14 protein-coding genes are annotated in these 14,756 nt (G+C 70.7%); 8 read left to right on the forward strand and 6 right to left on the reverse strand.

The features are described 5' to 3' along the window. Positions 1-4: 4 nt before the first annotated feature. The 4 genes from ABZ833_RS14310 to ABZ833_RS14325 all read right to left on the reverse strand — a co-directional run bounded on the left by ABZ833_RS14310 (position 5) and on the right by ABZ833_RS14325 (position 3,812). Positions 5-973, reverse strand: a complete 969-nt coding sequence (locus ABZ833_RS14310) for an asparaginase (protein WP_361045741.1) — start codon at positions 971-973, stop codon at positions 5-7. 47 nt (positions 974-1,020) lie between these two features. Beyond that, the gene (locus tag ABZ833_RS14315; RefSeq protein WP_361045743.1) at positions 1,021-2,385 is read right to left on the reverse strand and encodes a DUF2252 domain-containing protein; all 1,365 of its coding nucleotides are present in this window, start codon (positions 2,383-2,385) and stop codon (positions 1,021-1,023) included. A 131-nt stretch (positions 2,386-2,516) separates the two neighbouring features. After that, a complete protein-coding gene (locus tag ABZ833_RS14320) occupies positions 2,517-3,437 on the reverse strand; it encodes an alpha/beta fold hydrolase (protein ID WP_361045746.1) in 921 nt (306 codons plus the stop codon). Positions 3,438-3,506: 69 nt separating this feature from the next. After that, positions 3,507-3,812, reverse strand: a complete 306-nt coding sequence (locus tag ABZ833_RS14325) for a hypothetical protein (RefSeq protein ID WP_361045748.1) — start codon at positions 3,810-3,812, stop codon at positions 3,507-3,509. 143 nt (positions 3,813-3,955) lie between these two features. On the opposite strand from ABZ833_RS14325, the gene ABZ833_RS14330 reads away from it, so the two are divergent. From ABZ833_RS14330 to ABZ833_RS14350, 5 genes are all read left to right on the forward strand, one after another. After that, positions 3,956-4,324 carry an arsenate reductase family protein gene (locus ABZ833_RS14330; protein ID WP_361045751.1) on the forward strand — a complete coding sequence of 123 codons (369 nt, stop codon included), beginning with the start codon at positions 3,956-3,958 and terminating at the stop codon, positions 4,322-4,324. A gap of 155 nt (positions 4,325-4,479) precedes the next feature. After that, complete coding sequence (locus ABZ833_RS14335) at positions 4,480-4,950, forward strand: hypothetical protein (RefSeq protein WP_361045753.1); 471 nt, start codon at positions 4,480-4,482, stop codon at positions 4,948-4,950. 157 nt (positions 4,951-5,107) lie between these two features. Beyond that, positions 5,108-6,127, forward strand: coding sequence for a glutamine synthetase (gene glnII / locus ABZ833_RS14340; protein ID WP_283779117.1), 1,020 nt, complete (start codon positions 5,108-5,110; stop codon positions 6,125-6,127). A gap of 374 nt (positions 6,128-6,501) precedes the next feature. Next, the gene (locus ABZ833_RS14345; RefSeq protein ID WP_361045757.1) at positions 6,502-7,089 is read left to right on the forward strand and encodes a winged helix-turn-helix domain-containing protein; all 588 of its coding nucleotides are present in this window, start codon (positions 6,502-6,504) and stop codon (positions 7,087-7,089) included. Between the two features lie 84 nt (positions 7,090-7,173). Then, positions 7,174-8,169 (forward strand): NAD-dependent epimerase/dehydratase family protein, encoded by a 996-nt coding sequence (locus ABZ833_RS14350; RefSeq protein ID WP_361045760.1) that lies wholly within the window; start codon positions 7,174-7,176, stop codon positions 8,167-8,169. 87 nt (positions 8,170-8,256) lie between these two features. On the opposite strand, the gene ABZ833_RS14355 is transcribed toward ABZ833_RS14350, so the two are convergent. Continuing rightward, positions 8,257-10,401, reverse strand: a complete 2,145-nt coding sequence (locus tag ABZ833_RS14355) for an MMPL family transporter (protein WP_361045762.1) — start codon at positions 10,399-10,401, stop codon at positions 8,257-8,259. 231 nt (positions 10,402-10,632) lie between these two features. On the opposite strand from ABZ833_RS14355, the gene ABZ833_RS14360 reads away from it, so the two are divergent. The 3 genes from ABZ833_RS14360 to ABZ833_RS14370 all read left to right on the forward strand — a co-directional run bounded on the left by ABZ833_RS14360 (position 10,633) and on the right by ABZ833_RS14370 (position 14,151). Beyond that, positions 10,633-11,904 carry a sensor domain-containing protein gene (locus ABZ833_RS14360; RefSeq protein ID WP_361045765.1) on the forward strand — a complete coding sequence of 424 codons (1,272 nt, stop codon included), beginning with the start codon at positions 10,633-10,635 and terminating at the stop codon, positions 11,902-11,904. Beyond that, the gene (locus ABZ833_RS14365; RefSeq protein WP_361045768.1) at positions 11,889-12,539 is read left to right on the forward strand and encodes a response regulator transcription factor; all 651 of its coding nucleotides are present in this window, start codon (positions 11,889-11,891) and stop codon (positions 12,537-12,539) included. The genes ABZ833_RS14360 and ABZ833_RS14365 overlap by 16 nt, the downstream gene beginning before the upstream one ends. Before the next feature lie 100 nt (positions 12,540-12,639). After that, positions 12,640-14,151, forward strand: coding sequence for a DUF1996 domain-containing protein (locus ABZ833_RS14370; protein ID WP_361045770.1), 1,512 nt, complete (start codon positions 12,640-12,642; stop codon positions 14,149-14,151). Positions 14,152-14,215: 64 nt separating this feature from the next. On the opposite strand, the gene ABZ833_RS14375 is transcribed toward ABZ833_RS14370, so the two are convergent. Beyond that, positions 14,216-14,632 (reverse strand): hypothetical protein, encoded by a 417-nt coding sequence (locus ABZ833_RS14375; protein ID WP_361046309.1) that lies wholly within the window; start codon positions 14,630-14,632, stop codon positions 14,216-14,218. Positions 14,633-14,756 lie beyond the last annotated feature (124 nt).

The raw sequence follows: 14,756 nt of genomic DNA on the forward strand, positions 1-14,756 counted from the left end.
GGGGTCACTCCCGCAGCGCGGCGAAGGCGTCCGCCGTCCTGGTGCGGTCGGCGCCGTCCGCCAGGAGGGCGTGCAGGAGGAGCCTGGCCTTGGGGGCGTCCAGGGGGCCCGCGGAGATCAGGCCTCGCCCGAGCAGGTCGTACTCGGAGCCGGGGCCTCGGTAGGTGTGGCCGAGGATCGGGCCCGCGCCGGTGCGCGAGGCGAGGACCACGGGGATGCGGGCGCTCTGGGCGGCCAGGGGTTCGACCAGCCAGGTCGGTACGTGGCCCGCGCCGAAGGCGGCGACGACCAGTCCGTCGAAGCGGTGGTCCACGGCTTCGAGGAGTTCGCCGCGGTCTCCCATGGAGAGGGTGAGCAGGGCCACGCGCACGGGCGCGCGGAGGCGCAGGGGCCGTTGGACGGTGGGGCGCGTGGGGCGGAGGTGGATGCGGGGCGTGCCTTCGGTGACCGTGCCGAGGGGGCCCGCGCCGGGGGACGCGAACGTCGCCGTCGAGGTGGTGTGCGTCTTGCGTACGTGACGTGCGGCGTGGACCTCGTCCGCGATGACGGTGACGACGCCGAGACCGGCGCAGGCCGGGTCGGCGGCGACGGCGATCGCCGCGGCGAGGTTCGCGGGGCCGTCGGCGCCCGGCAGGTCGGGGCGGCGCATGGCGCCGGTCACGGCGATCGGGGTGCGGGGGCGTGCGGTGCAGGTGAGGTCCAGGAGGAACGCGGTCTCCTCCAGGGTGTCGGTGCCCTGGACCACGACCACGCCGTGGCCCGCGGCCGTCGCCTCGTCGATCAGCTCCGCCAGGGCGGCGATGTCCTCGATCGTGAGGGAGGAGCTGGGCAGGCGCCGGACGTCGCGCACGTCCACGGTGACGTCGGGCGCCACTCCGGCGAGGATCTCGGCACCCGTCAGGCGGGGTGAACTGCCGCCGCCCCGGGCTGAGATGGTGCCGCCGAGCGTGCATACGGTCACTGGATTCGCCACGCCGCGATCTTTCCACGGGAGCGGCTCAGGCCTTCGGCGGGCGCGGCTCAGGCACCGGCGGTGTCCTCCGCCCCTGCGGCGTTCACCAGGCCCGAGGCGATGGCCTCGGTCAGGGCCGCGTGGTCCTGGGCGTTCTGTGCGGCGTACCGCAGCGCGAAGTCCGCAAGGGCGCGGTCGAACGTGTCGGACGCGCCCAGGTAGGCCGCTATGGCGATGCGGTCGCCGGAGCGCGCGTGGGCGCGGGCCAGGGCGGTGCCGCAGAGCCCGGCGTAGGAGCGCAGCTCCGCTGCGGACATGGCCTCGACGTCCGCCGAGCCCTTCATGTCGCGCAGCTGACGCCAGTAGAAGGCGCGGCCCTGGGGACCCGTCATCCACCCGAGGAAGATGTCGCTCGCCGCCTGGATGAGGCGCTGGCCCGCGACCACGCGGTGCCCGGGGTGGACGTACGGGCCCGCCGGAAGGTGCTCCTCAAGGACCGAGCGGACCGCCTCCTTGATCTGGAGGAAGAGCGGGTCGTCGGCGTCGCGCCCGGCGAGGAGCACGATGAAGCAGCGGGTGCCGACACTGCCCACGCCCACCACTTTCCGCGCCGCGTCCACGAAGTGGTAGCGGTCGAGGAGGAGCCGGCGCTCCTCGGAGAGCGTGGAGCGGTAGTCGCCGAAGATCTTGCGCACGGCCGCGAGTTCCGTGACACCGGCCGGTTCGAGGAGCGGCGGGTCGTGGATGATCCGGCGGCCTCCGCCTGCCTCCTCGACCTCTTCGGTCAGCTTGCCGAGCGCCTGGAGACTCGTGCGCCTGCGGGCCCGGTCCAGGGCGCTCGCCACGCGCTTGCGGTGGCGGGTGGAGCGGACGAGGGGCAACAGGGCCTCTGCGTCCGTCCGTTCGTACCAGACCGCCAGTTCGCCGAGCCCCGCGAGGCGCCTCATCGACGCGCGGTACGCCGCCACCGCCGCGAGGCACGCCTCGCGTCCTCCGCTCTCCGGGTGGCCGTTGTCGCGGGACGCGACGGCGATGCTCGCGGCCAGGCGTTTGACGTCCCACTCGAAGGGGCCGGGGCAGGTCTCGTCGAAGTCGTTGAGGTCGAAGAGCAGGGCGCGTTCCGGGGATGCGTAAAGACCGAAGTTCAACAGGTGGGCGTCGCCGCAGAGTTGGACGGTGAGCCCGGTGTTCCACTGGACGGCGAGGTCCCCCGCCATGACGGCGGCGGCGCCCCGCAGGAAGGAGAACGGGGACGCGGCCATGCGGGAGTACCGGATGGGCAGCAGCTCCTGGACGCGGCCCGCGCCCTGCCGCTCCAGGACCGCGACGGGGTCGGCGCGGTCGGCGGAGGGTATCCAGGCCCCGTGCGAGGAGCGGGAGGCACGTTTGCGGGCGTCCTTGCCCTGCCGGGCACGCTCGTCCGGAGTGGTCATCGCCCCGCTCCCCTCTCCGTCGGCAGCCCCCCGCAGCAGCCTCCCGTCAGGAGCAGCCAATGCCCCCACGGGCGGCTACGCATGCCGGGTACGCCGAACGGGTGAACTGTCCCCGCACGTGTGTCGGGACCTCAGCTTCCGCCCGCGACCGCCCATGCCGCCACCTTCTTGGCGAGCGCTCCGCCCGCCCGGGTCCACGCGAAGTGGTCCAGACGGCCGCCCGCCTCCTGGGTGGAGTACCGGGTGCGCGTGACGCGGGCGCCCGGCACCTTGCCGACGAGGTGGTCGAGGGCGGGTGCGGGTGCCCAGGTGTCGCCCTCCACACAGACCGCGAGGACGGGCAGGCCGAGGGTGCGCAGGGCCGCCTCGTAGTCGTGCGGGGAGCCGGGGGACGAGTAGCGGCCCGTACGCCCCTGGCGTGCCCAGTCGCGCATGACGCCCTTGGGCTGGTTGCCGCCGAAGCCGAGCCTGATCCCGGGCCACCGGCCGAGCAGGGTCGACGCCGCCGCGGCGAACAGCTCGCCGATGAGCAGCAGGGGCCCGCGCAGAGGGCCGTACGCGCGGAACCAGACGGAGCCCGAGGCGACCAGGGCGACTCCGTCGACTCCGGGTCCGATCCCCAACGCGGCGTGCACGAGCCCCAGTTGGCCGCCCATGCTGTGGCCGAGGAGGTACAGGGCGGGCTCCGGTCCCAGTTCGGTGCGTATCGCCTCGATGACCGCCACGAGGTCCTGCTCGACGATCGTGCGGTAGCCGTGGTCGACGGCGTCCGCGTCCGTGACCCGCGGGGTGCTCTCCCCCTGTCCCCGCATGTCCACGGTCAGGGCGGTGAGCCCCTCCGCGTGCAACTGGCGTGCGAACGCGCGGTAATAGCGGGCCGGGGTGCCCATGGCGGGCAGGATCAGGACGGCCGGCGCGGGGCGGGAAGGGGTCTCGCTCCCGCGCAGGCCGCGCACGGGAAACCGCGCCCCGTCCGGGAGTTGAGCGGTGACGAGCAGCGGCAGCTCGCCTGCTGGCTCCTGCTGGGCGGGGGCGGTTTCCGGCTGAGTCATGCGGTCAGCATGAACCACGCGTAAGGGTGGGGACCCCTGGCCCCCACCCTTACGCGTCCGCGCGGCAGTTCAGCGGCTGTACCGCATCAGGGCGCGCACCATGTGGCAGGTGATGTCCGACGGCGGGTGGATTCCCACGTCCTCCGCCATGCTCCGGATCCTGGTGTTGTTGGCCTGGTTCGCCAGATAGACGCCCGAGTCGAGCAGGGCTATCGCAAGGCGCATGGCCTTCAGGCGCCGGTTGTGCGTGATGTACCACTCGCGCGGCCGTCCCGCGGGGAGCGGTCGCTTCTCCAGTGGTGCGTATGTCGGGTCGATGAACACGGGCCGGGAAGCGTTGCGCTTCGACTTAGATGTGAGTGCGGCAGCGGGCACAGGCATCCTCCTGTCGCGATCAGGAACCCCCGTCGGGAACCCTCGAACATTGCTTCAATTCTACCGCCGGGCACTGACAATCGCCGCTGGCCAGACGGCCTTTGAGGCGGTGTGACGGATGGGTCGCGGGTAGCGTGTGCGGCATGGAGATCTGGATCAATCCCGCCTGTTCCAAGTGCCGCAGCGCACTCACGCTGCTCGACGCTCAGGGCGCCGACTACACCGTCCGGCGCTACCTCGACGACGTCCCCACCGAGGACGAGATCCGCGCCGTCCTCGAGCGGCTCGGCCTGGAGCCGTGGGACATCACGCGCACCCAGGAGGACGCCGCCAAGGAGCTGAACCTGAAGGACCGCGAGGCCTGGCCGCGCGACGCCTCGGGCCGAGACCGCTGGATCACGGCGCTCTCCGAGCACCCCAAGCTCATCCAGCGCCCCATCATCACCGCCGACGACGGCACCGCCGTGGTGGGGCGCACGGAGGAGGCGGTACGGGACGCGCTGTCCCGGTAGCCGCCGACGGACGCCGGTGCGGGGCCGGGCGCGGAGCAGATGACTGCCGACCGATGAGCCGTCTCCGTCAAACCGTTACATATGCCTCCATAGCGTTGGGCACTCCACACACCGCCGGCCGGACGACGGATCCGGGGAACGGAGAGGAGCGCACCGTGCGGAACCTGACCGCTGGAGGCGTATACGGCACGATCCTCGCGAGCGCGCTGATCGCGGCACTGCACTCGGAGGCACAGGCCTACACGCCCTGCTACGACGCGGCCTGGATCATGGTGACCGCGGGCACCGCCGCCCTCGCGCACGGATACGCGCACCACATGTCCACGCACCGGCCCGGATCGGGTCTGCACCGGTGGCGGCAACTGGCGTGGGAGCTCATGGACGAGTGGCCGGTCGTGGTCGCCTGCTGGCCCACCGTGGGGCTGCTGCTGCTCGCGGGAACGTTCGGCTGGCCCGAGGCGCCCGTCACCTACACCGCGCTCCTCCTGAACGCGGCCCTCCTCCTCGCCTGGGGCACCTTCGCCGCGCTCCGAGCGGGCTACCGGCGGCGCTCGGCGGTGCTGCTCGGCCTGGCGGACGCGGCGATCGGGCTGCTCATCGTGGCGGCCAACGCCGTCATCAAGTGACGCGGGACGTGAAGTGAGCCACACGCACCGCAGGTAACACGGGGTTCACATTCGAGCAATGGACGGGAAATCGCCCGTTGGCAGGCTGCCCGCATCACCACGGCACCGCAGCACCCGCACGTTCTGCGCCGTACCGAGCATTTAAAGGATGGCCCCCGTGACCTTCAAGGCTGAGTACATCTGGATCGACGGCACCGAGCCGACCGCCAAGCTCCGTTCGAAGACGAAGATCATGGCGGACGGCGCGGAGCTCCCCAACTGGGGCTTCGACGGATCCAGCACCAACCAGGCCAAGGGTCACGCCTCCGACCGTGTGCTCAAGCCGGTCTTCACCTGCCCCGACCCGATCCGCGGCGGCGACGACGTACTCGTGCTGTGCGAGGTCCTCAACACGGACATGACGCCGCACGAGACCAACACCCGTGCCGCGCTCGCCGAGCTCGAGGACCGCTTCGCCTCGCAGGAGCCGATCTTCGGCATCGAGCAGGAGTACACCTTCTTCGAGGGCGACCGCCCGCTCGGCTTCCCCGTCGGCGGCTTCCCGGCCGCGCAGGGCGGCTACTACTGCGGCGTCGGCGCGGACGAGATCTTCGGCCGTGACGTCGTCGAGGCGCACCTGGAGAACTGCCTCAAGGCGGGCCTCGGGATCTCCGGCATCAACGCCGAGGTCATGCCGGGCCAGTGGGAGTTCCAGGTCGGCCCGCTCGCGCCGCTCGAGGTCTCCGACCAGCTGTGGATCGCCCGTTGGCTGCTCTACCGCACCGCCGAGGACTTCAAGGTGTCGGCCACGCTCGACCCGAAGCCGGTGAAGGGCGACTGGAACGGCGCGGGCGCGCACACGAACTTCTCGACGAAGGCGATGCGCGAGGGCTACGCGCCGATCATCACCGCCTGCGAGTCCCTCGGCGAGGGCTCGAAGCCGCTCGACCACGTCAAGAACTACGGCGCCGGCATCGACGACCGCCTGACCGGTCTGCACGAGACCGCCCCGTGGGACGAGTACAAGTACGGCGTCTCCGACCGCGGCGCCTCGGTCCGCATCCCGTGGCAGGTCGAGGTGGAGCAGAAGGGCTACATCGAGGACCGCCGCCCGAACGCGAACGTCGACCCGTACGTCGTGACGCGACTGCTCGTCGACACGTGCTGCACCGCCCTGGAGAAGGCCGGCCAGGTCTGATCCCGCCCGTCCGCAGGATTGCGCAGGGGGCGCCCGCCGAACCGGTGGGCGCCCCCTGCGGCATGCGGGAGCGGAGGGACCAATTCACGCCAAGGGTTGTCCAAGGAGGCGTATCAGCGTGCGAGAGGGAACGACCGCGGCCCCTCCCATCTGCTTCAATGGGGTCATGGGCAGCTACGGGAACACCGCGACAGGTCGTCACCACGACCTCGAGCCGTTCTGGCCTTCCCGTCAGCACCATGACTTCGACCGGGTGTGTTGCCGCGCGAGGAACGCGCAGGCCTTCTAAAGCCGTTCACCCGGCCTTCGCCTGACGCGCACGTACGTACGTCCTCGACGACTGACGACTCCTCCGCGCGAAAGAGCTGACCTCCATGGCGAACTCCCGTACTTTCTCGGCGTCCACCGCTTCCACCGCCACCGCCACGCCCCTGACCAGCCCCGGCCGGGGGCGGCTGCGGGCCGTCGCCCCGGACGAGGTGGTGCAGATCACCGACTTCCTGCCGCCGGGCGCGACCTGGCTGCCCGCGCCCCAGCACACGCTGCCCACACTGCCGGGCCAGCCGCCGATGATCGGCTACCTGGTCCTCGTACCGGCCGGGCAGGAGCCGCACGCCGCCGAGCCCGAGCCGCTGCAGCCCGCCGGTCAGGCGCAGGGGCCCGCTTCCGGTGGGCCTGTCCGGATCGACACCGTGCAGCGCGCGGCGGAGGTCGACGGCCGCCAACTCGACCTCACGTACCTGGAGTTCGAGCTGCTCGCCCACCTCGTCGCCCACCCCCACCGGGTGCACACGCGCGACCAGTTGGTGACCACGGTGTGGGGGTACGGGCATGTGGGCGACGGGCGCACCGTCGACGTCCACATCGCGCGGCTGCGGCGCAAGCTCGGCTCCGATCACCGTCAGACGATCCAGACGGTGCGGCGCGTGGGCTACAAGTACGCACCGCCGACGACCCGCTGACCTCGGGCTTCCCGCCCGGGGCCGGGCTCTGCCGCTAGCAGAAACCTGTTCCCCGGGCGGCTCCCGGCGTGCAGAGTCGTCGGCATGAGACTTCTGATGCTGGGTGGTACGGAGTTCGTGGGGCGGGCCGTCGTCGAGGCGGCCCTTGCGCGTGGCTGGGAGGTGACGGTCTTCCACCGCGGTCGCCATGAGGCACCCGCGGGAGCGGTGTCGCTGCTCGGTGACCGGACGGCGGAGGGCGGCCTCGACGCGCTCGCCGCCTCCGACGGCGCGTGGGACGTCGTCGTCGACACCTGGTCGGGGGCGCCGCGGGCCGTGCGCGAGTCGGCGCGGCTGCTCTCGGGGCGGGCGGGGCGGTATGTGTACGTGTCGAGCGTCTCCGTGTACCAGTGGCCGATCGCGGCGGGTTCCGACGAGAACCACCCTCTCGTCGAGGGTGATCCCGGCGCGGACGCGGTGGCGTACGCCGAGGGCAAGCGGGGCGGGGAGCTCGCGGCGGTCGCGGAGTTCGGGGCCGAGCGCACGGTGCTCGCCCGTGCGGGGCTGATCCTCGGTCCGTACGAGAACATCGGGCGGCTGCCCTGGTGGCTGAATCGCGTCGCCGACGGTGGTCCCGTACTGGCCCCGGGGCCAAAGGAGTTGGACCTCCAGTACATCGACGGGCGGGACCTCGCGGAGTGGGTTCTCGACGCGGCCTTCGCGGGTCTGCACGGCCCGTACAACATCGTCTCCCCCATCGCGCACATGACGACGGAAGAGCTCCTGAAGGCGTGCGTGGCCGTGGCCGGCGCGGACGACGTGGAACTGCGGTGGACCGACCCCTCGGTGATCGCCGAGCACGGCATCGAGCCGTGGACGGAGCTCCCGGTGTGGGCTCCGCCGGGAGAAATGCACGACTCCATGCACCGCACGTCGCCAAAGAAGGCGGTGGCCGCGGGGCTCCGTGTGCGTCCGGTCGCGGAGACGGTCGCGGACACGTGGGCCTGGCTCCGGTCGATCGGCGGAGTGGCCCCGCAGCGCCCCGACCGTCCGGTGGTGGGCCTGGCCCCGGAGAAGGAAGCGAAGGCGCTGGGGCTTTAGCAGGGGCACGGGGAGCCCTGTAAGGGGCGCGGGGAACTGCGCGACCAGCCACAGCCGGCCCGCAGATCACCGCGCTCCCCAACAGAGCTACACCGCGGCGGACGGAACCGGCCGGGGGTCAGACTGCTCAGGTGCCACCGGCCCCCGCGTACGCCAGTTGCGCTCGCCCAGGAGCGTCATCAGGGACGGCAGCAGCACCATCCGTACGACCGTCGCGTCCAGCAGGACCGCCACGCCGAGGCCCACGCCCATCTGCTGCATGTCCTGCATGGACAGGGTGCCGAAGACCCCGAAGACCGCCACCATGATCACGGCCGCGCCCGTCACCGCGCCCGCGGTCCGCGTGATGCCCTCGCGGATCGCCGCGCGGTTGTCCAGGCCCCGGTCGCGCGCCTCGCTGATCCGCGAGACCACGAAGACGTGGTAGTCCATCGACAGGCCGAAGAGCACCACGAGGACGAAGAGCGGCATCCAGTTCTCGATCGCCCCCACCTGCTCCGAGCCGATCAGTTCCGCGCCCCAGCCGTGCTGGAAGACCGCGGTCATCACGCCGTAGGCGGCGCCCACCGAAAGGAGGTTGAGGGCGATGGACGTCACCGCGATCACCACCGAGCGGAAGCTGAAGAGCATGAGCAGGAACGTCACCGCCGCGATGAAGGCGAACACCGGCACGATGCCCTTGCTGAGCTGGTCGCTGAAGTCCTCGGACGAGGCGAGGTCCCCGCCGACGTAGGCCTCCGCGTCCAGGCCGTCGAAGGCCGCGGGGACCACGTCGTCCCTGAGTTCGCCGAGCGCCTTCTTCGACTTCGCGTCACTGCCGTCACCGGGCAGCGGTACGTCGATCTCGGCCACGCCCGCGCCCTTGTGGACGGTGAGTTCGGCGCCCTTGCCCGCGTCCCGCACCACCGCGGCCAGCGCGGCGCGCATCTCCTTGGACTCGATGTCGTCGGCCTTGACGACGACCTGGGCCGGCGCGGGGCCGCCCGGGAACTCCTGGGTGATCTCCCGGAAGGAGACCGAAAGCGGGGCGTCCGAGCCGAACTGCTTCTCCAGGCCCAGCTGTTCGGTCTTCATGCCGAGCGCGGGCGCCGCGAGCGCCAGGAGCAGGACCGCCGAGCCGACGGCGAAGAACTTCGGCTTGGCGAGGACGGGGCGAAGGAGCTTGCCCGCGATGCCGCCGCTGGCGTGCGCGCCCTTCTTGCCCTTGCGGTTCAGGAACGGGATGCGGCCCGCGTTGATCCGGTCGCCGAGTGCGGAGAGCAGCGCGGGAAGCACCGTCACCGAGCCCAGCATGGCCACGCACACCACCAGGATCGTGGCGACCGCGAAGCCCTTGAAGAGGAGCAGGCCGGACAGGAACATGCCCGCCATCGCGACCATCACCGTCAGGCCCGAGACCAGCACGGCCCGCCCGCTGGTGGCCGCCGCGATCCGCAGCGCCGTCTCGGCGTCATGCCCCGCCGCCCGCTCGTCCCGCTCGCGCCGCAGGTAGAAGAGGCAGTAGTCGACGCCGACCGCGAGCCCCATCAGGAACATCACCGAGTACGTCGTCTCGAACAGGTGCAGCTGGTGGCTGGCGAGCGAGAGCAGGCCGAAGGCGCCGATGCAGGCGGTCAGCGCGAGGCCGACCGGGAGCAGCGCCGCGACCACGGCCCCGAAGGCGACCAGGAGGATGCCAAGCGCCAGCGGCACCGCGGTGAACTCGGCCTTGGTGAGGTCGTCCGAGAGCAGGTCGCCGAGGTGCTTCTCGGAGCTGGCGTCGCCGAACTGGTAGACGGAGATGCCGTTCGCGGCGCCCTCGTCCTTGGCCTTCTGCACCGCGTCGAGCACGGGCTGGACGCGGTCGGCCGCCTCGTCGGACTTGCCCTTCATCTCGAAGCGGAGCAGTCCGTCCCTGCCGTCCTCGGAGGGCAGCGGCGCCTGGATCTCCCGGGTCTCGCCGGTGGCCTTCAGCGCCTCGGAGAGGTCGCTCGCCGCGCCCCGCCAGCCGTCCGCCGTCCTGGAGCTGACCATGACGAGCTCGCCCGCGGGCTCCTCGACGCCCGCGTCCTTGAGGATCGTCGCGGCCCGGCCCGAGTCGCCGACCCCCATTTCGTCGTCGGACGCGGTGACCATGCCCGAGGCCCCGCCGATGGTCGTGGCGAGCACGACGAAGAGCAGCCAGCCGAGGATGGCCGTCTTGCGATGGTGTGCGCTCCACACACCGAGTCGTGCCGCGAGGTTTGGCCTCATGGCGTTTCGCCCCCATAAGTAAGCTTTGGATAAGCCGGTTGATGACGGGGACAACGCTAGAAATCGGCGGCCCGCCCACCCAGCCGCCGAGCCCCCCACTGTCCGAAGCACAGGGCGAGGTGCGGGGGTGTCGTCAGGTACACCCCCTGCTCGGGTGCCGGACCCAATGACCCGCACCGATCTCTGCGGCGAGAATGTGGCCATGCCGTTCGAAGAGATGGGGATCAGAAAATGACGAGGGTCCGTGAATCCGTGATCGCGGGAGCCCGGGGGCTCTTCCTGTCGGTCATCATGCTCGCCGGTTCGATCACCCTCTTCGTGCTGTCGGTCCTGTCCATCGCCTTCATCACGCTGGGGATCGGCGTCTTCACGACCCCGCTGGTCCTGACCGGCGTACGCAAGTGGGCCGACCTGCGCCGCGCCCAGGCCGGCGCGTGGTCGGACGTCCACATCCCGCGGCCCTACCGCCCCTTCCCCGCGGACCTGCGCAGTGGCGTCACCGGTCAGGTGGAGCGCACCTCGCTGCTCCTGAAGGACCCGGCGACCTGGCGCGACCTGCAGTGGCTTCTCGTCGACATGACCGCCGGCTTCGTCACGGTGATCTTCGCGCCCGCGCTGCTGCTCTACCCGCTGTACGGCTACGTCCTCGCCCTCGGCGTCTGGGAGCCGATCTACGACGCGGGCGGCGGCGAGTGGTACGGCTTCATCCACGTCACCTCGCAGACCGACGCCAACATGGCGGCCCTGCTCGGCACCGCGCTCGGCGTCGTCGGCATCTTCTCCAGCCCCGCCATCCTCCGCGCCCACTTCCTCCTGACCCGCTCGCTGCTCGCGCCCACCGTCTCCATGCGGGAGCGTGAACTGGCCCGGCGCGTCGACCGGTTGACCGAGACCCGGCACGACGCCGTGGACTCCTCGGCCGCCGAACTGCGCCGCATCGAGCGCGACCTGCACGACGGCGCGCAGGCCCGCCTGGTCGCGATGGGCATGGACCTCGGCACCATCGAGGCGATGATCGAGAAGAACCCCGCCAAGGCCAAGGAACTGATCGCCAAGGCCCGGCAGAACTCCGGCGAGGCGCTGACCGAGCTGCGCGACCTGGTCCGCGGCATCCACCCGCCGGTGCTCGCCGAGCGCGGCCTGGGCGACGCGGTGAAGGCCCTGGCCCTGCGCCTTCCGGTGCGCACGGACGTGGACGTGGAGCTGCTCGGGCGGGCCGATGAGCCGGTGGAGGCGGCGGCGTACTTCGCGGTGAGCGAGGCCCTGACGAACACCATCAAGCACGCGGGCGCGGACCGCGTCTGGGTGGACATCCACCACGCGGAGGGCATGCTGCGCATCGCGGTCACCGACAACGGCAAGGGCGGCGCGTCCATAGGGGCGGGGTCCGGACTGAGCGGGATCGAACGCCGGCTCGGTACATTCGACGGCGTACTGGCCGTCAGCAGTCCCGCGGGCGGCCCGACCATGGTGACCATGGAGATCCCTTGCGAGTTGTCCTAGCCGAAGATCTCTTCCTGCTGCGTGACGGTCTGGTCCGGATGCTGGAGGCATTCGACTTCGAGATCGCCGCCGCTGTCGAGACCGGGCCCGAACTCACCAAGGCCCTGGCCGAGTTGGAGCCGGACGTCGCCGTGGTCGACGTCCGGCTCCCGCCGTCCCACACGGACGAGGGACTCCAGTGCGCGCTCGCGGCGCGGCGGGCACGGCCGGGTCTTCCCGTGCTCGTGCTCTCCCAGCACGTGGAGCAGCTGTACGCGCGCGAGCTGCTCGCCGACGGGAACGGCGGGGTCGGCTATCTCCTGAAGGACCGGGTCTTCGACGCCGACCAGTTCATCGACGCCGTACGCCGGGTCGCGTCGGGCGGCACCGCGATGGACCCGCAGGTGATCCAGCAGCTCCTGTCGCGGCGGTCGGCGGACCAGCCGCTCGGCAAACTGACGCCGCGCGAGCGCGAGGTGCTCGAACTCATGGCGCAGGGACGGTCGAACGCGGCGATCGCCGGGGAACTCGTCGTGACGGAGCGGGCTATCGCCAAGCACACGTCCAACATCTTCGGGAAACTGGACCTTTCGGTCTCCGACGACGACAACCGGCGGGTCCTCGCCGTACTCGCCTATCTCGATCAAGAGCGTTGAGCGGATCTCCGGACTGATCGACGGACCCATCACGCGAGGGATTGCAGAGCAATTCCTCGCGTGATTGAACAGGCTCGGCTCCTGTTGCGTACGTAGTCCCATGGGACGCACACCACGACGCACATCACGAAAACGATCAAAACTCGCCGGGCGCGCGATCGCCGCCTCGGCGGCTCTCATCCTGGGCGGCGGCGGAATGGTCGCGGTGAATGTCTACGCGAACGCCGGGGAAGGCCCCGATTCGCCGTCCGCCAGGACCCAGTCGGGCGCGCAGGGCGACAACCTGGGCCTCGCGACCATCAGCTGCCCGGACGTCGGCACCCAGCTCTCCGACGTGCCGGACGACGCCCGCGAGGACGTCGACCGCAGACTCGCGGAGCTGGACACCCAGATCACCGCCGCGTACGAGAAGTTCGCCGACGCACAGGACACCGAGCAGGCCAAGGCCGTGCTCGAACCCCTTGAGGAGCAGCGGCGGCCGACCATCGAGGGCATCGGCTCCTCCATCGACCAGGCGGGCGGTCAGCCGCCCCAGGGGATCGACGGCATGGCGCCGTGCACCATGCGGGCCGACGACTCGGCCGGGCAGCAGCAGCCCCCGCAGGACGGGGACGGCCAGGAGCAGCCTCCGCAGGACGGCGGCGAACAGCCGCCCGGCGACGGCGACGACCAGCAGCAGCCGCCGGACGACGGTGCACAGCAGCCTCCGGACCAGCAGAACGGCAACGGGCCCGAGGCCGGCGACTTCGTCGACATCAATTCCGTCCAGCCCAACGTCAACCGCCCCGACAAACAGCGCGGCGCGTCGCGCGGCACCTTCACCACGAAATGCGGGACGAACGAGAACGGCAAGTTCAATCCGGACAATGTCATCGCCGCACCCGGCGTGAGCAATGGCGCTCACCACATGCACGATTACATCGGAAATCAGGCCACGGACGCCTTCTCCAGCGATGACGATCTCGCCAACGGCGACACCACATGCCGGAACCAAGGGGACAAGTCGACGTATTACTGGCCGGTCCTGAGGCTGCAGAACGGAGAGGACGAGAACGACGCCCAGGCGGACGGCGGCGGCAAGGACCAGAATGTCGGCAAGATCCAGACGCCGTCATCGGTCACGCTGAAATTCGCCGGGAATCCGACGGGCAAGGTCGTCGCGATGCCGCGCTTCCTGCGCATCATCACCGGTGATGCCAAAGCCCTCACCAATGGCGACGCGAACGCCAACGCGTCCTGGAGCTGCACCGGCTTCGAGGACCGCCAGCTGAAGGACAAGTACCCGATCTGCCCCGAAGGCAGCCAGGTCGTGCGGACCTTCAACTTCCAGAGCTGCTGGGACGGTCAGAACACCGACAGCGCCAACCACCGTACGCATGTGGCCTTCGCCGACGAGCAGAGCGGCGCATGCCCGCAGGGATTCAAGGCCATTCCGCAGCTGGTGCAGCGCATCGTCTACGACGTGCCGCCGGGCCCGGGATTCGCTGTCGACTCGTTCCCCGAGCAGCTGCACAAACCGATCACCGACCACGGTGACTTCATCAACGTCTTCGACGAAGGGCTGATGCAGCGCGTGGCCAAGTGCATCAACAGCGGCAAGCGCTGCAACTGAGCCGAGCTGATCGGCTCAGTACGCAGCAACCCCTACGCAAGCTGACCCCCATACCGCTGCGCGGTCAGCTCGTGTGGTGACCGGAGTGGCCCGAGTGCCCCGGGCTCTTGTCCTCGTGATCCCCACCACCGCTACTCCCCGAGTGGTGCGAGGACTTCTCCACCGTCCCACCGAGCCGGCCGCGCAGCCGCATGACCACTTTCTCCTCGCCGACCGCGATCCACTTCTTGCCGACGAGGTACGTGCCGCCGTAATCGGTCGCCTCGTCGAACCATTCGGCCTGGCCACGGGCATTTGTAAAGGTTACTAGGACGTAGCGGCGGGCACCTTTGTCACAGGTGGCCTGCCGCAGTTCGGCCGCATCCGTCTGGATGTCGGGCTTGCACCGCGCCTTGGCCGCCAGCTGCTCCAGGCTGCCGCTCGCCGTGTCAGGCACCGCGTCGTCGCCGTCCGAGCCGCACGCCACAAGCACCAGCAGCATCCCCACACCCATGCCCGTGCGCATGCTCCTTCGCATGCCCCTGCTCGCGCCCGCAAGCGTCTTTCGCGCTGCCTTCATCGTCCCACCAGTCCCTTCAGGCGAGGTGAACTCGCCACCTCCGTAT

It is taken from the genome of Streptomyces sp. NPDC047525 (assembly GCF_040643025.1).
GTDB lineage: Bacteria > Actinomycetota > Actinomycetes > Streptomycetales > Streptomycetaceae > Streptomyces > Streptomyces durmitorensis.

Bases quoted from the DNA above. Each gene is read 5' to 3' on its own strand.
- ABZ833_RS14360 (WP_361045765.1), top strand. From the start codon at position 10,633: ATGACGAGGGTCCGTGAATCCGTGATCGCGGGAGCCCGGGGGCTCTTC.
- ABZ833_RS14355 (WP_361045762.1), bottom strand. From the start codon at position 10,401: ATGAGGCCAAACCTCGCGGCACGACTCGGTGTGTGGAGCGCACACCAT.
- ABZ833_RS14320 (WP_361045746.1), bottom strand. From the start codon at position 3,437: ATGACTCAGCCGGAAACCGCCCCCGCCCAGCAGGAGCCAGCAGGCGAG.
- ABZ833_RS14315 (WP_361045743.1), bottom strand. From the start codon at position 2,385: ATGACCACTCCGGACGAGCGTGCCCGGCAGGGCAAGGACGCCCGCAAA.
- ABZ833_RS14370 (WP_361045770.1), top strand. From the start codon at position 12,640: ATGGGACGCACACCACGACGCACATCACGAAAACGATCAAAACTCGCC.
- ABZ833_RS14350 (WP_361045760.1), top strand. From the start codon at position 7,174: ATGAGACTTCTGATGCTGGGTGGTACGGAGTTCGTGGGGCGGGCCGTC.
- ABZ833_RS14345 (WP_361045757.1), top strand. From the start codon at position 6,502: ATGGCGAACTCCCGTACTTTCTCGGCGTCCACCGCTTCCACCGCCACC.
- ABZ833_RS14375 (WP_361046309.1), bottom strand. From the start codon at position 14,632: ATGCTGCTGGTGCTTGTGGCGTGCGGCTCGGACGGCGACGACGCGGTG.
- ABZ833_RS14330 (WP_361045751.1), top strand. From the start codon at position 3,956: ATGGAGATCTGGATCAATCCCGCCTGTTCCAAGTGCCGCAGCGCACTC.